We start from the raw sequence: 18,804 nt of genomic DNA, 5'->3' as shown, positions 1-18,804 counted from the left end.
GAACGGATAACTGTCCAGTGTAATTTACACCATTGTGTCAATTTAAACTTTCACACTGGGTTGTCAGAGCAAAGGGATGCGCATGGAACTGAAGACAAGGATCGATAGTGCCATACAGCAGAACATTGCTCGCGCAAGGGTTGCCCCAGCACCAGATCAGCTTGCAAGGGCCTTGGACTATGCTTGCTTTCCTGGCGGCGCGCGGGTGCGTCCGACGATCTTGATGTCCGTCGCGCTGGCCTGTGGTGACGATAGACCCGCCGTAGCAGATGCTGCCGCGGCTGCGCTCGAGATTATCCATTGTGCAAGTCTTGTTCACGATGATTTGCCCTGTTTCGACAACGCGGACATCCGGCGCGGCAAGCCATCTGTTCACCGTGCGTTTTCAGAACCTTTGGCGGTTTTGACCGGTGACAGCTTGATCATCTTGGCCTTTGACATTCTGACACGCGCCGCCATGCATGAACCGCAACGCGCACTGGGGCTACTGTCCTTGTTAGCGCAGCAGACGGGTATGCCGAATGGCATCTGCGCTGGGCAAGGGTGGGAGAGCGAACAGAGCATTGATCTGAGCGCCTATCACCGATCCAAGACCGGTGCGTTGTTTGTTGCAGCGACTCAAATGGGAGCCGTTGCCGCCGGGCACGATGCTGAACCTTGGTATGAATTGGGTGCACGGATTGGCGAAGCCTATCAGGTCGCAGATGATCTTCGGGATGCGCTTTACGATGAAAAGAAACTTGGCAAGCCTGCCGGGCAGGATGATCTTCACGGTCGTCCAAGTGCGGTCGAGCAGTTTGGCATCAAGGGCGCAATACAGCGGTTGAATGATATCTTAAGCGGCGCAATCGCCTCGATTCCGTCCTGTCCGGGCGAAGCCATCTTGGCCCAACTGGTGCGCAAACAGGCAGAAGCGTTGACACCAGTTACGCCGGCAGTTGCGAAGGCCTGACAATGGGACGGTCGCCTGATGTCGCGCGTCCCTTTTCGATAAGTACTAAGCTTGGTCGCCTTCTGGCGCGAGCTGATGTGCAATCCTTCGCAATGCGATTGCCGATCGCCCGCTGGTTCGCCAAGAGAGATGGGGCAGAAATTTTTGATATTATTCAAGGCTTTGTATCAAGTCAGGTTCTTGTGGCTCTGGTGGAATTCGAACTGTTCGACCGCCTGGCAGATGGTCCAAAGCCCGTACGGCAGCTAGCGCATGAAACCGGGGTCAAGGCCGAGCGTTTGCTGGTCTTTTTGCAGGCCGGCGCGGCTTTGGGTATTCTCCGGCGCCGTCGCGACGGGCGTTTTGGGCTGGCTCGAAAGGGGGCCGCATTGCGAGGTGTTCCGGGGCTGACCGACATGATTCGGCATCACCGGGTTTTGTATCGCGACCTCGAGGACCCGGTGTCGTTTCTGCGCGGTGACGCGCGCACCGAGCTGTCCGAGTTCTGGCCCTATGTACATAACGCAACCAATGTGGGCCGTGATGAGGCAGACCGCTATTCCCTTTTGATGGCGCGCAGCCAGCGCCTTGTGGCTGAGGACACGCTACGCAAGGTATCGCTGAACGGCATACGCCATCTTGTGGATGTCGGTGGCGGCAGCGGCGCCTTTCTGGCCGAAGTCGCGCGGCGCTACCCGAATATGCTGCTTACGTTGTTTGATCTTCCGGAAACCCGCGACGCTGCAGACGCTTATCTCTTCTCAGTCGGACTGTCGGACCGCATTAGCTGTGTCGGTGGGAGCTTTCGGTCGGATCCATTTCCGACGGGGGCCGACGCAATCAGCCTGATCCGAGTGCTCTATGATCACGATGATGCGACTGTCCAAGATCTGTTAAGTAAGGTGTTTGAGGCCTTGCCACCGGGCGGGCGTGTGATCGTTTCAGAACCTATGTCGGGCGGGGATCACCCGGACCCGATCACCGATGTCTATTTTGCGATCTATACGCTTGCCATGGGCACCGGGAAGGCGCGGTCAGCCATGCAAATCGGTGCGCTGCTCGAACAGGCTGGATTTGTGGACGTTGCTTCACTCACGCCGTTGCGCAGCTATATAACGTCGTCGGTGACGGCCTCAAAACCGGGCTGAGACCGCCGGTTTGCATGTATAGTGTCAGTTTTAATTGACAGATGGTTGCGTAAAGTTAAACTGACATAATAGCTCGTCAGGGACTCACCCATCCTGTGTCCCAAGTCGGCGAGGGGAGGGAAGACCGTGAGATCTTCAGCCGTTGTACTGCATGGACCCGGGCATCTGTCTGTTGAGTCTTTGACATTATCCCCGCCATCCGCATCGGATCTGGTGGTTGAAATCCGTCATTCCGGGGTCTCGACTGGAACAGAAAAACTGTTTTGGTCCGGGGAGATGCCGCCATTTCCCGGCATGGGTTACCCACTGGTTCCCGGCTATGAGGCCGTAGGCGAAGTGGTCGAGGCCGGATCCGATACGCGGTACGGTGTGGGCGATGCGGTCTTTGTGCCCGGAGCGACCTGTTACGAGGATGCGCATGGCCTGTTCGGCGGATCCTCGCGCGTGATCGTGACGGATGCCGAGCGTGTCACGCCGCTCGACTCGGGCTGTCAACGTGAGATGACACTGTTGGCGCTGGCCGCCACAGCGCGTCATTCGATGGCCGGATTGGGCCATCAGGTACCTGAACTGATCGTCGGTCATGGTGTGGTTGGTCGCCTGCTCGCACGTCTCACTATCGCTGCTGGAGCACCCGCGCCGCTGGTATGGGAGACCAATCCCACCCGCCGTGATGGGGTCGAAGGCTATCAGGTTATCGCCCCCGAGGAAGACCCGCGCCGCGACTATGGCTGTATCTACGATGCGTCAGGTGACAGTGCGATCCTGAACACTCTGGTCTCGCGCCTGAAACGTACGGGCGAGATCGTTCTGACCGGGTTCTACACCCAACCGCTCAGCTTTGCTTTCCCGCCCGCCTTCATGAAAGAAGCCCGGATGCGCATCGCGGCGGAGTGGACGCCCGAGGATATGCGCGCGACCCGCTCGCTGGTCGAAAGCGGGGCTTTGTCGCTGGACAATCTGATCAGCCATATCGCGCCCGCGTCGGATGCCGCAACGGCCTATGCCACAGCTTTCGAAGATCCCGACTGCCTGAAACTTGTTCTTGATTGGGAGACCACATGAAAGACGACGCCCCCAACCTGAAAGAGTTCGACGCCCGGCTCAAGGCCGAGGCCCATGAGGATTTGGCCGACGTGTTGCCGACCGAGGCGGTCAAGAAAACCCAGATCATCGCGATCTATGGCAAAGGCGGGATCGGCAAAAGCTTCACGCTGGCCAATCTCAGCCACATGATGGCCGAGCAAGGCAAACGCGTGCTGCTGATCGGCTGTGACCCAAAATCCGACACCACCTCGCTGCTATTTGGCGGCAAGGCATGCCCGACGATCATTGAGACCTCGACCCAGAAGAAACTGGCGGGCGAAGAGGTAAAGATCGGCGATGTTTGCTTCAAGCGTGGCGGTGTCTACGCGATGGAGCTGGGCGGCCCCGAGGTCGGGCGCGGCTGCGGTGGTCGCGGTATCATCCATGGGTTCGAGCTGCTCGAGAAGCTGGGCTTCCACGATTGGGATTTTGACTTTGTTCTGCTGGATTTCCTCGGCGACGTGGTCTGCGGCGGCTTTGGACTGCCGATTGCACGTGACATGGCACAAAAAGTCATTCTGGTTGGCTCGAATGACCTGCAATCGCTGTATGTTGCGAACAATGTCTGCTCGGCCGTGGAATACTTCCGCAAGCTGGGTGGGAATGTTGGCGTCGCCGGTTTGGTCGTCAACAAGGATGACGGAACGGGCGAGGCTCACGCCTTTGCCGAGGCGGTCAAAATCCCGGTTCTCGCATCGATCCCGCAGGATGATGATCTGCGTAAGAAATCCGCGAATTATCAGATTGTTGGCACGGAATCCGGTCAGTGGGGGCCTCTCTTTGCGGCCCTTGGTTTGAACGTGGCCGACGCGCCGCCAGTCCGGCCGACGCCTTTGGATCAGGACGGTCTGCTGGCGCTGTTTGACGGCAAGGAAACCGGTGCAGGGATCGAACTGGTTCCGGCCACCGACGAAGACATGCGCGGCAAGAACGCAGCGCCCAAGAAATCTCTGGAAGTGATCTACGACGACGCATGAACAAAGAAGTCACATATGACGCGTCCGCCGAGGCGCAGGTGATCAAGGGCGAACCTCGCGTGGAAACCGCCGGTGAGCCGCCTGCCTTGGGCTGTCATTCCGGGTCCGAGATGGAAGACGCCGCGCGCATCGCAGGCCAGTCCGAGTTGCTGGACCAATATGCGCGCGATTACCCGCAGGGCCCCCATGACAAGCCGCAAAGCATGTGTCCCGCTTTTGGCTCGCTGCGTGTCGGGCTGCGGATGAAGCGGGTGGCCACGGTGCTGAGTGGCTCGGCCTGCTGTGTCTATGGTCTGACCTTTGTCAGCCATTTCTACGGCGCGCGGCGGTCGGTGGGCTATGTGCCGTTCAACTCGGAAACGCTGGTCACTGGCAAGCTGTTCGAAGACATCCGCGCGGCTGTTTATGATCTGGCGGACCCTGAGAAATACGATGCGGTGGTTGTCACCAACCTCTGTGTGCCAACCGCCAGCGGCGTGCCGCTGCGTCTTTTGCCAAATGAAATCAATGGGGTGCGGATCGTCGGGATTGATGTGCCGGGGTTCGGCATTCCAACCCATGCAGAGGCTAAGGATGTTTTGGCCGGTGCCATGCTGGCCTATGCCCGATCCGAGGCCGAGGCGGGGCCGGTCTCCGCCCCGGACGGTGCGCGACAGGATCGGCCTACTGTCAGTTTGCTGGGCGAGATGTTCCCCGCCGATCCGGTGATGATTGGCCAAATGTTGGCCCCGCTGGGTCTCGCCGCTGGGCCAGTTGTTCCCTGCCGCGAATGGCGTGAGCTCTATGCCGCGCTGGATTGCGGTGCTGTGACCGCGATCCATCCGTTCTACACCTCGGCCATTCGCGAGTTTGAGGCCGCAGGCCGTCCGGTTCTGGGAAGTGGACCAGTCGGGGTGGAGGGCACGGCTGCTTGGCTGTCGTCCATCGGTGACGCGTTCGGTCTTTCTGCAGAAAAGGTAAGCACAGCGCAGAACGCGTTCTTGCCCGCAATCAAGGGCGCACTGGCTTCGGCTCCGATCGAAGGCACCGTGACTGTCTCTGGCTATGAGGGCAGCGAATTGCTGGTTGCGCGTCTGTTGATCGAAAGCGGTGCGAGCGTGCCATATGTCGGCACCGCCTGCGCCAAAAGCCAATGGTCCGCGCAGGACGCTAACTGGTTGGAAGCGCATGGTGCCAAGGTGCAATTCCGCGCCTCGCTGGAACAGGATTGCGCGGCGATGGAAGGGATCAAACCCGATCTGGCCATCGGCACGACTCCGGTGGTGCAAAAGGCCAAGCAACTAGGCATCCCGGCGTTATATTTTACCAACCTGATCTCAGCCCGCCCCCTGATGGGGCCAGCGGGTGCCGGATCATTGGCGCAAGTGATCAACGCGGCGATTGCCAACAAGGACCGGATGGACCGCATGCGCGACTTCTTCGAAGAGGTCGGCACCGAAGATGCCGCCGGGATCTGGGAGCGCGACCCGAACCTGCGCCCCGATTTCCGCGCCCTCAATCAGAAAAAACTGGAACGGCAGGCCAAAGCCGCCAAAGCGCAGGAGATGATCTGATGCTGATCCAAGATCATGACCGCGCCGGGGGCTATTGGGGGGCTGTCTATGCTTTCTGTGCCGTGAAGGGCTTGCAAGTGGTGATCGACGGGCCGGTTGGCTGTGAAAACCTGCCAGTCACGTCCGTCCTGCACTACACCGACGCTTTGCCGCCGCATGAATTGCCCATCGTTGTCACTGGTTTGGGCGAAGAGGAACTGGGCCGCGACGGGACCGAAGAGGCGATGAAACGCGCTTGGGGCACGCTGGATCCGGCGCTGCCTGCGGTGGTTGTCACCGGGTCGATTGCCGAGATGATCGGCGGGGGCGTTACGCCTCAGGGCACCAACATCCAACGCTTTCTGCCGCGCACCATTGATGAGGATCAGTGGGAAGCCGCCGACCGTGCGATGACGTGGATTTTCACAGAATTCGCAATGACCAAGGGCCGCATGCCGCCCGAGAAGAAACGGGACGAGGGCGCAAAGCCGCGTGTCAACATTCTTGGGCCCATGTACGGCACGTTCAATATGCCCAGCGATCTGGCCGAGATCCGGCGTCTGGTCGAAGGCATCGGGGCCGAGGTCAATATGGTCATGCCTTTGGGCGCGCATCTGGCCGAGATGCGCAATCTGGTGAACGCAGACGTCAATATTGTCATGTATCGCGAATTTGGTCGGGGCCTCGCTGAGTTGCTGGGCAAACCCTATCTGCAAGCCCCGATCGGCGTCGACTCGACCACCAAATTCCTGCGTAAACTGGGCGAAATGACGGGGTTGGACCCAGAGCCGTTCATCACCCGCGAAAAGCACTCGACGATCAAACCGGTCTGGGACTTGTGGCGCTCGGTCACGCAGGATTTCTTTGCCACCGCCTCGTTTGGAGTTGTCGCTAATGAAACTTACGCGCGGGGACTAAGACTGTTTCTGGAAGAGGATTTGGGCCTGCCCTGCGGTTTCTCGGTCGCGCGCTGCGCCGGGACCAAGACCGACAATGATCAGGTGCGCGCGTTGGTAGCGCAGAAGAAGCCTCTGGTCGTGTTCGGCAGCATCAACGAAAAGATCTACCTCGCAGAACAAAAGGGCGGGTTCGGGCCATCCCCGGCCTTTATTCCAGCCAGTTTTCCGGGTGCCGCGATCCGTCGGGCAACCGGCACGCCCTTCATGGGTTACGCGGGCGCGACCTATGTGCTGCAAGAGGTCTGCAACGGGCTGTTCGACGCCCTGTTCCACATCCTGCCGCTTGGCACTGAAATGGACGCTGGCCCGGCAACACCGGCCACGCAACGCACCGAATTGCCGTGGGATGAGGATGCCAGCGCCGCGCTGGAACGCATACTGGAAAGCCATCCGGTCCTCACCCGTATTTCCGCCGCGAAATCTCTACGCGACGCCGCCGAGCAAGCGGCCCTGTCCAACGGGGACGCGCGCGTCTTTGCCAGCACCGTTCAGGCGCTGGACCCCGCGCGATCCAAAACTGATCCAACCGAAGGAGGAGACCTGTGCCAGCAGTAACCCTGAATTCACCCAGTGAAACGGGCAAGAAGCGTTCGCAACGCACGCCCGAGTTCATCTTCTATTTTACGATCCTGTTCCTGATTTCGATCCCCTTCGCGATGATCGAATGGATCAGACTGTCCCTGCGCCGCCGCACGCTGAATCTGCGCGGTCCATTGGCGCGGGCCTGGTCCGAGGCCGACAGGATCACGCCGCTCATTTTCTCCAAGTGAGGGCGACCCGAGATCCGGCCCGCGTCATGCGGGACGGGGCCCAGCCGCTGGGTAAGCGGCGTCAGCATAATGACCCGGAGGTTCCTTATGGCTGATAATGACGACCTGTCCTTCACAGGTCTTACCGACGAGCAAGCTCAGGAGCTGCATTCGGTCTATATGAGCGGCCTATGGCTGTTCGCGATCGTTGCGCTGGTTGCACATATCGCAACCTACATCTGGGCTCCGTGGTTCTGAGGAGGGATTAAGAATGGCAAAATTTTACAAGATTTGGCTTATCTTTGATCCGCGTCGCGTCTTTGTGGCGCAAGGCGTGTTCCTCTTCCTGCTCGCCGTCATGATCCATCTCGTAGTGCTGAGCAGCGGTCTCAACTGGTTTGAGAACGCAGCATCGACCGCCGGGTTCTAAACCTGGTTGGTGGCATCGTGTGATGGACTGAGAGACTGCCGCGGGCGGCATGCCCCGCCCGCGGCGCATTCCGGGACTTAGGCAACCGGTAGTGACCGAAAACGTCGGAGCAAGACAATGGCGATGCTGAGTTTTGAAAAGAAATACCGCGTCCGGGGTGGGACGTTGATCGGCGGAGATCTGTTCGATTTCTGGTTTGGTCCGTTCTACGTCGGCTTCTTCGGCGTCACGACCGTGTTCTTTGCTGCGCTCGGTACGATCCTGATCTTCTGGGGAGCCGCCATGCAGGGCACGTTCAACCCATGGCTCATCAATATTGCACCGCCGGACCTGAGTTACGGTTTGGGAATGGCACCGCTGATGGAGGGCGGGTTGTGGCAGATCATAACTTTCTGCGCGGTTGGTGCCTTCGTCAGTTGGGCACTGCGCGAGGTTGAAATCTGCCGCAAGCTGGGGATGGGCTATCACGTGCCCTTTGCCTTCAGCTTTGCCATTTTTGCCTATGTCACGCTGGTTGTGTTCCGCCCGCTGCTGATGGGCGCGTGGGGGCATGGGTTTCCTTATGGCATCTTCAGCCACCTCGATTGGGTGTCGAACACCGGCTACGCCTATCTGCATTTCCACTACAACCCGGCCCATATGCTGGCCGTGACGTTGTTCTTTACCACCACCTTTGCGTTGGCCCTGCACGGTGCGCTGATCCTGTCGGCGGCCAATCCGGAAAAGGGTGAAGAGATGAAAACGCCCGATCATGAAGACACGTTTTTCCGCGATTTCATCGGGTACTCCATCGGGACGCTGGGCATTCACCGCCTCGGATTTCTGTTGGCAATCAACGCGGTCTTCTTCTCAGCCGTGTGCATCATCATCTCGGGGCCCGTCTGGACGAAGGGCTGGCCCGAATGGTGGAACTGGTGGCTGGAGTTGCCGATCTGGCCTTCTCAGGCGGGGATGTGATCCATGATTGAGTATCAGAACATTTTTACCCAAGTGCAGGTCCAGGGCGAGCCCGAATGGGGCATGGATGACAACCGCCGGATGGGCCGTGAGCGTATCGGCAAGCCTTTTTTCTCAAAGCTGGTTGGCTGGCTGGGGAACGCTCAGATCGGGCCGATTTATCTGGGCACCTTCGGTGTTGTCAGCATTGCGACGGGCATCCTGTGGCTTAATATCATCGGCCTGAATATGCTGGCGCAGGTCAACTGGTCCATTTCCGAGTTTCTGCGCCAAGGCTTCTGGTTGGCGCTTGAGCCGCCCAGCCCGGAATACGGGCTGACGATCCCACCGTTGAGTGACGGTGGATGGTATATCATAGCCAGTTTTTTCCTGCTGGTCTCGGTCTTGTCCTGGTGGTTGCGCACCTACGCGCTGGCGATGGAGCACAAGATGGGTAAGCACGTGGCCTGGGCCTTTGCTTCGGCCATCTGGCTGTTCTTGGTGCTGGGACTGTTCCGTCCAATCCTGATGGGTTCTTGGTCCGAGGCGGTCCCCTATGGCATCTTCCCGCATCTGGATTGGACCACGGCGTTCTCGATCCGATATGGCAACCTTTACTACAACCCGTTCCACTGTCTCTCGATCGTATTCCTCTATGGTTCGGTTCTACTGTTTGCCATGCACGGGGCGACCATCTTGGCAGTTACGCGTTTTGGTGGCGACCGCGAGTTGGAGCAGATTGTGGATCGCGGTACGGCAACGGAACGCGCGGCGCTGTTCTGGCGCTGGACCATGGGGTTCAACGCCACAATGGAGGGGATTCACCGCTGGGCCTGGTGGTTTGCGGTACTTACCCCGATCACCGGAGGGATTGGCATTCTGCTGACCGGTACCGTGGTCGACAACTGGTTCATCTGGGCACAGGAACACAACTTCGCCCCCGCTTATGACGGGTCATACGGATACGAAGCCTTTGGCACTTACGAAGGCTTCATAGGGCAGGAGAACTGAGATGCTTCCCAAGTGGTTTGATGAGTGGAACAGGGAAAACCCGACGGATATCTTTGGCCCTGCGATCCTTGTGGGGGCGCTGGGCGGCGCGATCTTCATTGCAGCGATGTTGGTGGCCTTCGGCCAGCCCTTTGCCACCAAAAGCATCCAGACCGGCCCGCGTGGGACAGGCATGTCGGTGACCGAGTTCATCAACGATGTCGAACGTCCTGATCCGACAATCGAAGACTACCTGACCGAAGAACCTTACCCTCCGCAGCCCGGCGACGTTCTGGCCCGGGATATCTACGAAAACGTGCAGGTTCTCGGTGATCTGACTGAAGACAACTTCAATCGCCTGATGAACGCAATGACCTTCTGGGTCGCGCCCGAGCAGGGCTGTGCCTACTGTCATGGCGACGGAGATTTGGAAACCTATGGTGAGGATAACCTCTATTCCAAACTGGTGTCCCGCCGCATGATCGAGATGACCCAGAACATCAATGAAAACTGGGACGGGCATGTCAACGCCAACAAAGAAGTCGGCGTGAACTGCTATACCTGCCACCGAGGTCAGAACGTACCCAGCGACATCTGGTTCCGCATTACTCCAGTCGTCGATGCGATGACGGGATGGGGTGCGGTACAGAACCGTGCGACGGTGCAAAGTCAGTCAACATCGCTGCCGTCAGATGCGCTGGAAACCTACCTTCTGGACTACGGAATCATCGGTGTTCATGATTTGGAGTCCCGCGTTGCCGGTTCGCCCGCAGACGAAGGCTTCCGGTCCATTCAGGACACTGAACGCACATATTCCCTGATGAACTATATCGACAACTCCTTGGGCGTGAATTGCGTGTTCTGCCACAACAGCCGCGCCTTCTACGACACAGCTGAGGTTACCCCGCAATGGGCCACCGCTAGCCTCGGCATCGCCATGGTGCAGGAGTTGAACAACGACTATCTGGTGCCGCTGGGTGAGCTCTACCCGGAAGAGCGTCTTGGGCCGATCCACCAGGATGCGCCCAAGGCGGCTTGCCGGACCTGTCACAAGGGCTATCAGCAGCCGCTGCAGGGCATGAATATGATCGCGGACTGGCCGGAGCTGACCAAGTCCGAGGCGCCGGAATACGAATAGGGCCAGTCGTCTCCCCATGACCGGCAAGGCCCTGACGCAGCACGGACCCCGTGGCTTCCTCGGTCCGCGCAAGGGGCGCAAAGTGCCTCGCAACTGTTCTGTGGCGACAGAACCTTGGCCGGTGATCTGAGCGGGCGTGCGTTCCATCCCGCGCAGATCGCCGGTCGACTGACCGGAGTAAGGCCATGACACACCCAGACACACCCCTTTTGGATCGCGTTGCCGGCCCTGCTGATCTGCGGATGCTGAGCGATGCGGAATTGGCGGGTATTGCCGGAGAATTAAGAGATGAGGTGATCGACATTGTCTCTGAAACCGGCGGGCATCTGGGGTCTTCGCTGGGCGTGGTTGAGCTGACTGTTGCATTGCATGCTGTGTTTAATACGCCAATGGACAAGCTGATCTGGGATGTAGGTCACCAGTGTTATCCGCATAAGGTGCTAACCGGGCGGCGGGACCGGATGCGGACCTTGCGCCAGAAAAACGGGCTAAGTGGTTTTACCAAACGCTCAGAGTCCGTGTTCGATCCATTCGGAGCAGCGCATAGTTCTACTTCGATCAGCGCAGCGTTAGGGTTCACGATTGGTCGCGATATGGGCATGCCAACTGGGGATGCGATTGCGGTGATAGGCGATGGCTCGATTAGCGCCGGTATGGCTTATGAAGCGCTGAACAACGCGGGTTGTGAAGGGCGGAGGTTATTCGTAATCCTGAATGACAACGAGATGAGCATCGCTCCGCCAGTCGGTGCAATGTCGACCTATCTGTCGCGGCTCTATGCCTCGGAACCGCTGGCACGGATGCAATCCCTGTCCGAAGGGTTCGAGGCCGCCATGCCTCCACCGGTGCGTGCCGGAATGCGCCGGGCGCGACAGCTGGTGTCGGGGCTGCCGGGCGCAGGTACGCTGTTCGAGGAATTGGGTTTCGACTATGTCGGTCCCATCGATGGGCATGACATGAATCAGCTTTTGCCTGTTTTGCGCGCCGCAAGGGCACGCGCGACCGGGCCGGTTCTAATCCACTGCGTGACTGTCAAAGGCAAAGGCTACGCCCCGGCTGAGAACAGTGCAGACAAGTATCATGGCGTGTCCAAGTTCGATGTCTCAACAGGGGCCATGAACAAAGCCAAGGCCAACGCGCCAAGCTATACCTCGGTGTTTGGCGAAACCCTGACAGATGAGGCCAGCCGGGACCCGTCGATCGTGGCGGTGACAGCAGCTATGCCCGCCGGGACCGGGGTTAAGACCATGGCCGACCGGTTCCCTAGTCGCGTGTTCGATGTTGGGATCGCCGAACAACACGCAGTCACCTTCGCGGCCGGGATGGCGGCCAGTGGACTTAAGCCCGTCTGCGCCATTTATTCGACCTTCCTACAGCGCGGGTATGACCAAGTCGTACATGACGTTGCCTTACAGGGGTTGCCGGTCCGCTTTGCGATTGACCGCGCGGGCCTTGTCGGGGCTGACGGTGCGACCCATGCGGGGGCTTTCGATCTGACCTATCTGTGTAGCCTGCCCGGATTTGTTGTGATGGCCCCGTCGGATGAGGCAGAGCTGCGCCACATGATTGCAACTTCGCTGTCCCATGTTGAAGGGCCGTCGGCTGTTCGCTTCCCGCGTGGGGCCGGGGTGGGTGCAGAGCTTCCTGAACGCGGAGAGATCCTTCCAATTGGCAAAGGTCGGATCGTTCGCGAAGGCGAAGAAGTGGCCATACTCTCGTTGGGCGCAAATCTCTCTGAGTGTCTGGCTGCAGCGAATTTTCTGGCGGATGAGGGGCATCGCCCGACGATTGCGGATGCACGCTTTGCCAAGCCAATCGATACCGAATTGCTGACCAAGCTGGCAGCCAGCCACAGCGCTATTGTCACGGTGGAACAAGGCGCGCAGGGTGGGTTCGGCGCTCATGTCCTGTCGCATCTGGCCAATACAGGCGCTTTGGATCGCGGACTGATAGTTCGCACCGTCACGCTCCCTGACCGTTTCATCGAACAAGCCGCGCCGAATGAGATGTATGAAGATGCGGGAATGACTGCAGAGGATATTGCGGACGTGGTTCGCGCGCTTCACGCGCACGAAGCCAAGGTGATTTCTTTCTCAGTTGCTCGTTAGGACTGAGGGCCGACCGAAGCCAGATAGGCCCAGATATTGGCGGCCTCATCTTCTTTGCGCAGCTTGAATGTCATCTTCCCACGCGCGCTGGTGTCGTCGAGGTATTCTTTCAGGAATTTCGATGGATCTGCCACATAGGTGGTGAAGTTTGCCTCTTCCCAAACCAGCCCGGCCTCACCCGCCGCGACCATTGCGTCCGAGTAGTTGAAGCCTTCATATGTTCCGGCTGTCCGACCCACGATGCCATACAAGTTAGGCCCGGTCTTGCCGCCTTTGACAATCTCTTCACCTGCGTCATCTGCGATGACATGGCAGGCTTTGCATTTGTTGAAATTTTTGGCGCCTTTCTCAGCGTCCCCCTCGGCAAAAGCGGGGCCTGCGAAAATTGCCAGTGCTGCACCAGCAGACAGGATTCTTTTCATCTGTATTTCCTCCTCCGAAGTTCTTTTGAATTAGGGCGTCAGCCTCAAAGTCAATTCTGGAAGCACTGAAATCAGGCAACCGCGTGTGCCAAGGCGCATTGCTTCCAAAGCACCATCAAAGCCTCGACCAAACGGTCGATGTCTTCATCACTGTGCAGGGGCGAAGGTGTAAAGCGCAGCCGTTCCGTTCCTTTCGGGACGGTCGGATAGTTGATCGGCTGCACGTAAATTCCGTAGTCCTGCATCAGGATATCGGACAGCATCCGGCATTTGACCGGGTCCTTGATCATGACCGGGATGATATGGCTGGGGTTGTCCAGATGCGGGATGCCATAAGCGTCAAGCTTGTCGCGCAGACGTTTCACCTGACGCCGCTGGGTCATACGTTCGGTATTGCTGGTCTTCAGGTGCTGAATGCTGGTGGTCGCCGCTGCCGCAACCGCCGGAGGCAGGGCGGTCGTGAAGATAAATCCGCTGGAAAAGCTGCGTAGGAAATCACACAGCGCCTCGGACCCGGTGACATAACCACCGACGCAGCCGTAGGCCTTACCCAACGTGCCTTCGATTAGGGTGATGCGATTTGCCAGCCCTTCGCGCTCGCTGATGCCTCCGCCACGCGGACCGTAAAGGCCGACCGCGTGGACCTCATCCAGATAGGTCAGCGCCCCGTGCTTCTCGGCGACTTCAACGATTTCTTTCATCGGGCATATGTCGCCATCCATGGAATACACCGACTCGAACGCCACGATCTTGGTGCTGTTGACAGGGAGGGCCGCCAGCTTGCGATCGAGGTCTTCGGGGTCATTATGCTTCCAGATGATTTTCTTGGCCCGCGAATGGCGGATGCCTTCGATCATCGAGGCGTGGTTCAGTTCATCGCTCAGGATCACTGCGTCGGGCAGGCGGCTGCCCAGGGTCGACAACGAAGCCCAGTTCGACACATAGCCCGAGGTGAAAACCAAAGCGGCTTCTTTACCATGCAGATCGGCCAGTTCCGCCTCAAGCCGAACGTGGTGATGATTGGTGCCCGAGATATTACGTGTGCCACCGGCACCTACACCGCAGCTATCGATGACCTCCTTCATCACTTCGCGCACTTTAGGGTTCTGACCCATGCCCAGATAGTCATTCGAACACCAGACAGTCACCTTGTCAGGGCTGTCTTCGACATGCGATTTCGCGGTCGGGAACGCGCCGCAGAGCCGCTCAAGCTCGGCAAATATCCGGTAATTGCCTTCCTCTTTCAACTGATCCAGCTGCGCGTTGAACATCTTGTCAAATTCCATGACGTCCCTCCCTTTCGGTATTCATGGTCAGTGGTTTCGGGTCCGGCAGCATCCAGCGCCACAGCTTGGCGTCGGGCAGCGGCAGAACCAGCAACCAGTGTTCCAGTAAGGCCAGCGCAGTGAGGCTGGCCAACAAGATTTGCGTTGTCTTGATCGGGTCAGTCGCGGCATGTCCGGCGCGCGCCATGAACAGGGCGACGGCGACGGACAGCAGCGATACGGAAATGGGAAAAAACCAGTTCATCCGGGCGATGCGGAAGTGGCTGGGCAAGTGCGCCAGGTGGTCGGGCAGAAACTCGGTATTGAACTTCGGCACGCCGAAAAACAGGTTCAGCTTGGCCGAGATGCGGGCGGAGAAAAGGATGCCGAAGCACCAAGCGCCGACAGTGTTGGGCTGGTTCCAACTGATCAGCGCCAGCACGATAGTTATCAGGACCAATAGCATCTCGTGATAAGCAATGGTGCCCCAGGCGCGGATAAAACGCTCCCATAATGGCGCGTCGGTGGGGCATGGATAGGCGTTTGGGCCGGTGATCATACCGCATAGGAAGGCCAACTCGATCCAGCCCCAAATCGCCAGAGCGCTTGTGAAACCCAGATAGATCGAGCCGGTACTGCCATCGCCCAGCGACAGCCAGAACCCGGCCAGCCCTGCGATGAGTACGGGCAAGGAGCACAGCGCAGTGCGGTTGCGTCCGCCCGCGCTACGGCGGACAACCCACAGGATCGCCCCGGTGGAGAACCACCAGAGGAAAAGCGCAATAGGCGCGGCGATCCAGGGGGCGAGGGTCATCAGTAGCAGGGCTCCAATCTTGTTTGAGCCGGAACTTGATGCTTTTTCGCAGGGATGAAATACAGCGCCGCAAAGGCGCGACCAGCGCGGAGCGAACCCCAAAGCTGAGCGACCTTACCCGCGATGCCACCGCGTTCCTTCGCCTTGGCAATGTCTGCGTTGGCCCGATACAGCGCACGGCAGTTCTTGAGCCAGCGTGGATCGTCGATATCCAGCGTGATCGGGAAGATCTGCTTGCTGAGCTCGCTGGTCTTCTCGAACACCGCGTGGGCATACCAATCCGGATCGACGCCCAATGCCTCATGGAAGGCGGGCCGCTGATGGTCGCGCACGAACATGGTCGCGTAGACGGCGGTCAGGAAGAACTTGATCCACAGCACATTGACGCCCGAGGTCAGCTTTGGGTCGGTCTTCATCAGCAAAGCAAACGCCTCGCCATGGCTGAACTCGTCATTGCACCACTCTTCGAACCACTTGAAGATCGGGTGGAACCGATGTTCGGGGTTGGCCTGAAGATGCCGGAAGATAGTTATGTAGCGGGCGTAGCCGATCTTTTCCGACAGGTAAGTGGCGTAGTAGATGAATTTGGGCCGGAAGTAGGTGTATTTCTTCTTCTGGGTCAGGAAGCCCAGATTCACCCGTAGCCCGGCCTCGCGCAGCGCATCGTTGATGAAACCCGCATGGCGCGCCTCATCCCGAGCCATCAGTTGGAACAGCTGGGTGATGTCCTTGTTGTTCCCACGCCGCTTCATCTCTTTGTACAGCACACAGCCTGAAAATTCGGCGGTGCAGGACGAAATCAGAAAGTCGATAAACTCTTTCTTGAGCTGCGGCTTCATGCCGTCCCAGTCGATCTGGTCCCAATCCTCGTTCTTTTTGAAATGACCCTTGTTCGGGTCAGAGAGCATCTGGGCAATCAGCCCGTCCCAATCCTCGCGAACCGAGGACACATCAATCGCGTCCAACTCGTCGAAGTCGGTGGTGTAAAAGCGCGGCGTCAGCAGGGTGTTCTGCATCGCGGTCTCGGTCGCCATTTCGTCGTTATAGATTGCGTCCTGTTCGGCTGCGATGGCCAGACCCTCTTCGACCGTGGTGGCGTCGGCGGTGTGTTTGCTTTGCATATTCATAGCGTGACCTCCTCAGAGAAGGAGAATTCGCACAGCTCCATCACCTCGAAATCGCCCGTAAGGCGGGTCCAGAGACGTTCGAGCAGGCTGGCGCGTATGATTGTCGCTTCACGCTGTTCGACGACGATCTCACCGAACGGGGCCATGATTTCTGGGCCTTTCACCTGTACCTCGTCGCCGGGATAGATCACGGCACCGTTGTCGAACCTGACATGGGCGTGCAGGCTCTCGAATTTGTGGCTCACCTCGACTGTGCAGGGCGCGCGTTCAAAGTCTTTCGTCAAAAGTCCCATGTTGGCTTCCTTTCAAGGTTGATCCAGAAGTCTGGCGAAACGACTGGCATTATCGGCGCCAAATCCCATGAGGTCGGCGCTCCATCCCGTTGCGGGATCGGTGATGTCGAGACGGCCATTGGCGCGGCGCGTTACGATGACGGGGGTGTGCGCAGGCAGATCGGCCTGTGCGCGATTGCGGTCAATGACCCGGGCAACACCCGCGACAAAGCCGCCCTGAGTGGCGTCCAGCCGGGCAATGACCGCGCCTTCGGGCGATAGCACGCTGACAGCACCACTGACGCCATCGCTGATCAAGATCATCGCACGCTCATGCGTAATTTCGGCCGCTGGAGGCGTCGCCGAGAGCGGAACATCGGCGATGCGGGCATAGGTGACGATGGCAAGAACAGCACAAACCAACAGCCCCATGGCCCGCAGCAACACACGCGGGATCAACTCGCGGTCTTGGCTATGGGTTTGGGTATCGGTCATGCCGTTCTCCTATTCCGCTGCGATTGGGTTCATGGCGCGCTCGACGCGCGGGATGCTGACCTGCGCCTCAGCGGCATCCGCGAAGATGCGCGCAACGTTTGCGGCATCAGGGATGCAGCGCAGGGCGGGTTGGGTGTTGAAGCGCCACGGCCGTACATGCGGCCAGCAGAGCAAATAGCTGAACCGCGCCGGGCCTTGCAGCGTCAGTGCAATTGTCCCGGTGCCATCCTTGCGCAGGTCCAGATCGGCGCTGGCGATCTTCGAGTAGGGTAGGTTCAGCGTGATGGTCAGCGCGGCTCCGATCCGCATGGCGACGCGGCGATCGGTCAGCGTATACATCGTGCAACGCGCCTGAATGACCGAGAACAAGACAAGCAACGCGCAGGTTACGGCCCCAAGGATCACGAACGGCAGCGACGCAGCAATGGCCAGATCCAGTGGCATCAGGTCCACCACAGACACAAAGCGCCAGAGCGTTAAGACCGCAAAGTACCCCGCAACCCACAATACACTGACTGAGGATTTCGCGAGCGCCCACCAGTGCGGGCGGCCCTGCCACAGGATCACCTCACCCTCGGGTGGGCGTTCCGGCAGGCCCGGCACAGGTTCGACTGCGAAATCGTCATGTGACATGCGGGCGGCTCCTGTCCTTAGATCTGCGGCTCTTGCCGCGCTTCGCTGGCGTAAAGCGTGCCGCCGGCGTAGTAGGCGCTGATTTTCTCTTCTTCGAGCAGGGTGACCTGATCAGGGTTGGCGATCAGCGGCACGTCTTTGACATGCTCAGCAAAGATCGAGCGGACTTTGACCCGGTTCGACCAGATACGTGCCATCGTCAGTGGCACCAAACGGGTACCGCCGCCATGTTCCGCGTCCAGTTCGTATTCCAGATAGCGGACCAATTGCTCGGGCACGTCGACCCACATGTCGGTGACAGTGCCAACGACCTTATTGTCGCCGGTCACAACGGGTTTGCCGCGTGGGTCGCGGCCTGCGGCATGGGAAAACGCCTCAAGCTTGCGCATCGGCTGCAGTTTCAGATGCCCAAGGCCGTCCAGCTCCGGAATATCGCGTCGCGGAGCCCAGGCTGCAGGGCCGACACCGTCAACCATCGGGTTGCCGGTAGGCTCGAACGGATATCCTCCAGCGGCGTTTGTGCGTTCCAGTGCCAGATCATCGCGATCACCACGTTGGCCGCTCGGAACAGTCAACTCTCCGCGCCCATGGGGCAGTTTAAAGGTCTTGTCATCGGGGACCGGGAACAGACCCTGATTGGGCGCTTCCTCTCCGTCGTCATCCACCAGAGGGAAGCCCTCGCGCATGTTTTCCCGCTGGATGTAGAAAATCAGAAGGGCGAAAAAGACCCAGAACAGCCAGATCGACAGGCTGGCGAGGTCGAATTCTCCGAAAAAGGTCTGGGTCATGCCG

At 59.0% G+C, this 18,804-nt stretch carries 21 protein-coding genes; 13 read left to right on the top strand and 8 right to left on the bottom strand.

Features of this window, described 5'->3' with window-relative positions; all coding sequences use genetic code 11:
- Positions 1 to 82 precede the first annotated feature (82 nt).
- The 13 genes from ACP15L_RS03210 (at position 83) to dxs (ending at position 12,984) form a co-directional block, all read left to right on the top strand.
- Positions 83 to 952 carry a polyprenyl synthetase family protein gene (locus ACP15L_RS03210; protein WP_425083093.1) on the top strand — a complete coding sequence of 290 codons (870 nt, stop codon included), beginning with the start codon at positions 83 to 85 and terminating at the stop codon, positions 950 to 952.
- Positions 953 to 1,044: 92 nt separating this feature from the next.
- Entirely contained in the window at positions 1,045 to 2,079 is a 1,035-nt protein-coding gene (locus ACP15L_RS03205) for a methyltransferase (protein WP_425083092.1), read from the top strand.
- A gap of 126 nt (positions 2,080 to 2,205) precedes the next feature.
- Positions 2,206 to 3,144, top strand: coding sequence for a chlorophyll synthesis pathway protein BchC (bchC, locus tag ACP15L_RS03200; protein WP_425083091.1), 939 nt, complete (start codon positions 2,206 to 2,208; stop codon positions 3,142 to 3,144).
- Positions 3,141 to 4,142, top strand: coding sequence for a chlorophyllide a reductase iron protein subunit X (locus ACP15L_RS03195; protein WP_425083090.1), 1,002 nt, complete (start codon positions 3,141 to 3,143; stop codon positions 4,140 to 4,142). The genes bchC and ACP15L_RS03195 overlap by 4 nt, the downstream gene beginning before the upstream one ends.
- Positions 4,139 to 5,695 carry a chlorophyllide a reductase subunit Y gene (gene bchY / locus ACP15L_RS03190; RefSeq protein WP_425083089.1) on the top strand — a complete coding sequence of 519 codons (1,557 nt, stop codon included), beginning with the start codon at positions 4,139 to 4,141 and terminating at the stop codon, positions 5,693 to 5,695. Before ACP15L_RS03195 ends, bchY begins: the two co-directional genes overlap by 4 nt.
- Complete coding sequence (gene bchZ / locus ACP15L_RS03185) at positions 5,695 to 7,188, top strand: chlorophyllide a reductase subunit Z (RefSeq protein ID WP_425083088.1); 1,494 nt, start codon at positions 5,695 to 5,697, stop codon at positions 7,186 to 7,188. The genes bchY and bchZ overlap by 1 nt, the downstream gene beginning before the upstream one ends.
- Positions 7,176 to 7,403: a cytochrome PufQ gene (gene pufQ / locus ACP15L_RS03180; RefSeq protein WP_425083087.1), complete on the top strand. Its 228-nt coding sequence runs from the start codon at positions 7,176 to 7,178 to the stop codon at positions 7,401 to 7,403. The genes bchZ and pufQ overlap by 13 nt, the downstream gene beginning before the upstream one ends.
- Positions 7,404 to 7,490: 87 nt before the next feature.
- Positions 7,491 to 7,640, top strand: a complete 150-nt coding sequence (pufB, locus tag ACP15L_RS03175) for a light-harvesting antenna LH1, beta subunit (protein WP_152458433.1) — start codon at positions 7,491 to 7,493, stop codon at positions 7,638 to 7,640.
- A 13-nt stretch (positions 7,641 to 7,653) separates the two neighbouring features.
- Positions 7,654 to 7,812 (top strand): light-harvesting antenna LH1, alpha subunit, encoded by a 159-nt coding sequence (gene pufA, locus ACP15L_RS03170; protein WP_152458432.1) that lies wholly within the window; start codon positions 7,654 to 7,656, stop codon positions 7,810 to 7,812.
- Between the two features lie 117 nt (positions 7,813 to 7,929).
- Positions 7,930 to 8,769 (top strand): photosynthetic reaction center subunit L, encoded by an 840-nt coding sequence (gene pufL, locus ACP15L_RS03165; protein ID WP_425083086.1) that lies wholly within the window; start codon positions 7,930 to 7,932, stop codon positions 8,767 to 8,769.
- Positions 8,770 to 8,772: 3 nt separating this feature from the next.
- Entirely contained in the window at positions 8,773 to 9,759 is a 987-nt protein-coding gene (pufM, locus tag ACP15L_RS03160) for a photosynthetic reaction center subunit M (RefSeq protein ID WP_425083085.1), read from the top strand.
- A gap of 1 nt (position 9,760) precedes the next feature.
- Positions 9,761 to 10,876: a photosynthetic reaction center cytochrome PufC gene (gene pufC, locus ACP15L_RS03155; protein ID WP_425083084.1), complete on the top strand. Its 1,116-nt coding sequence runs from the start codon at positions 9,761 to 9,763 to the stop codon at positions 10,874 to 10,876.
- Positions 10,877 to 11,061: 185 nt separating this feature from the next.
- Positions 11,062 to 12,984, top strand: a complete 1,923-nt coding sequence (gene dxs / locus ACP15L_RS03150) for a 1-deoxy-D-xylulose-5-phosphate synthase (RefSeq protein WP_425083083.1) — start codon at positions 11,062 to 11,064, stop codon at positions 12,982 to 12,984.
- Here the strand turns inward: dxs and ACP15L_RS03145 are convergent.
- From ACP15L_RS03145 to puhA, 8 genes are all read right to left on the bottom strand, one after another.
- A complete protein-coding gene (locus ACP15L_RS03145; RefSeq protein WP_425083082.1) occupies positions 12,981 to 13,406 on the bottom strand; it encodes a c-type cytochrome in 426 nt (141 codons plus the stop codon). The genes dxs and ACP15L_RS03145 overlap by 4 nt on opposite strands.
- 71 nt (positions 13,407 to 13,477) lie before the next feature.
- Positions 13,478 to 14,692: a 5-aminolevulinate synthase gene (gene hemA / locus ACP15L_RS03140; RefSeq protein WP_425083081.1), complete on the bottom strand. Its 1,215-nt coding sequence runs from the start codon at positions 14,690 to 14,692 to the stop codon at positions 13,478 to 13,480.
- Entirely contained in the window at positions 14,682 to 15,485 is an 804-nt protein-coding gene (gene puhE / locus ACP15L_RS03135; RefSeq protein WP_171668528.1) for a putative photosynthetic complex assembly protein PuhE, read from the bottom strand. The genes hemA and puhE overlap by 11 nt, the downstream gene beginning before the upstream one ends.
- Complete coding sequence (gene acsF / locus ACP15L_RS03130) at positions 15,485 to 16,612, bottom strand: magnesium-protoporphyrin IX monomethyl ester (oxidative) cyclase (protein WP_425083080.1); 1,128 nt, start codon at positions 16,610 to 16,612, stop codon at positions 15,485 to 15,487. Before acsF ends, puhE begins: the two co-directional genes overlap by 1 nt.
- Positions 16,609 to 16,905 carry a hypothetical protein gene (locus ACP15L_RS03125; protein ID WP_425083079.1) on the bottom strand — a complete coding sequence of 99 codons (297 nt, stop codon included), beginning with the start codon at positions 16,903 to 16,905 and terminating at the stop codon, positions 16,609 to 16,611. The genes acsF and ACP15L_RS03125 overlap by 4 nt, the downstream gene beginning before the upstream one ends.
- Before the next feature lie 12 nt (positions 16,906 to 16,917).
- Positions 16,918 to 17,379 carry a photosynthetic complex assembly protein PuhC gene (gene puhC, locus ACP15L_RS03120; RefSeq protein ID WP_425083078.1) on the bottom strand — a complete coding sequence of 154 codons (462 nt, stop codon included), beginning with the start codon at positions 17,377 to 17,379 and terminating at the stop codon, positions 16,918 to 16,920.
- A gap of 9 nt (positions 17,380 to 17,388) precedes the next feature.
- Positions 17,389 to 18,012 (bottom strand): photosynthetic complex putative assembly protein PuhB, encoded by a 624-nt coding sequence (gene puhB / locus ACP15L_RS03115; RefSeq protein ID WP_425083077.1) that lies wholly within the window; start codon positions 18,010 to 18,012, stop codon positions 17,389 to 17,391.
- A 17-nt stretch (positions 18,013 to 18,029) separates the two neighbouring features.
- On the bottom strand, positions 18,030 to 18,800 hold the full coding sequence (gene puhA, locus ACP15L_RS03110) for a photosynthetic reaction center subunit H (protein WP_425083076.1): 771 nt from the start codon (positions 18,798 to 18,800) through the stop codon (positions 18,030 to 18,032).
- Positions 18,801 to 18,804 lie beyond the last annotated feature (4 nt).

The organism is Ruegeria profundi (assembly GCF_049800715.1).
GTDB classification, from domain to species: Bacteria; Pseudomonadota; Alphaproteobacteria; order Rhodobacterales; family Rhodobacteraceae; genus Ruegeria; species Ruegeria profundi_A.
This window is presented reverse-complemented; position numbering and strand designations above follow the sequence as displayed.

Coding starts and splice junctions, on each gene's coding strand:
- ACP15L_RS03210 (WP_425083093.1), top strand. CDS start 83: ATGGAACTGAAGACAAGGATCGATAGTGCCATACAGCAGAACATTGCT.
- pufL (WP_425083086.1), top strand. CDS start 7,930: ATGGCGATGCTGAGTTTTGAAAAGAAATACCGCGTCCGGGGTGGGACG.
- puhE (WP_171668528.1), bottom strand. CDS start 15,485: ATGACCCTCGCCCCCTGGATCGCCGCGCCTATTGCGCTTTTCCTCTGG.
- ACP15L_RS03205 (WP_425083092.1), top strand. CDS start 1,045: ATGCGATTGCCGATCGCCCGCTGGTTCGCCAAGAGAGATGGGGCAGAA.
- hemA (WP_425083081.1), bottom strand. CDS start 14,692: ATGGAATTTGACAAGATGTTCAACGCGCAGCTGGATCAGTTGAAAGAG.
- pufC (WP_425083084.1), top strand. CDS start 9,761: ATGCTTCCCAAGTGGTTTGATGAGTGGAACAGGGAAAACCCGACGGAT.
- puhC (WP_425083078.1), bottom strand. CDS start 17,379: ATGACCGATACCCAAACCCATAGCCAAGACCGCGAGTTGATCCCGCGT.
- ACP15L_RS03145 (WP_425083082.1), bottom strand. CDS start 13,406: ATGAAAAGAATCCTGTCTGCTGGTGCAGCACTGGCAATTTTCGCAGGC.
- ACP15L_RS03195 (WP_425083090.1), top strand. CDS start 3,141: ATGAAAGACGACGCCCCCAACCTGAAAGAGTTCGACGCCCGGCTCAAG.
- puhA (WP_425083076.1), bottom strand. CDS start 18,800: ATGACCCAGACCTTTTTCGGAGAATTCGACCTCGCCAGCCTGTCGATC.
- bchY (WP_425083089.1), top strand. CDS start 4,139: ATGAACAAAGAAGTCACATATGACGCGTCCGCCGAGGCGCAGGTGATC.
- pufB (WP_152458433.1), top strand. CDS start 7,491: ATGGCTGATAATGACGACCTGTCCTTCACAGGTCTTACCGACGAGCAA.
- ACP15L_RS03125 (WP_425083079.1), bottom strand. CDS start 16,905: ATGGGACTTTTGACGAAAGACTTTGAACGCGCGCCCTGCACAGTCGAG.
- bchZ (WP_425083088.1), top strand. CDS start 5,695: ATGCTGATCCAAGATCATGACCGCGCCGGGGGCTATTGGGGGGCTGTC.
- pufM (WP_425083085.1), top strand. CDS start 8,773: ATGATTGAGTATCAGAACATTTTTACCCAAGTGCAGGTCCAGGGCGAG.
- acsF (WP_425083080.1), bottom strand. CDS start 16,612: ATGAATATGCAAAGCAAACACACCGCCGACGCCACCACGGTCGAAGAG.
- pufA (WP_152458432.1), top strand. CDS start 7,654: ATGGCAAAATTTTACAAGATTTGGCTTATCTTTGATCCGCGTCGCGTC.
- dxs (WP_425083083.1), top strand. CDS start 11,062: ATGACACACCCAGACACACCCCTTTTGGATCGCGTTGCCGGCCCTGCT.
- puhB (WP_425083077.1), bottom strand. CDS start 18,012: ATGTCACATGACGATTTCGCAGTCGAACCTGTGCCGGGCCTGCCGGAA.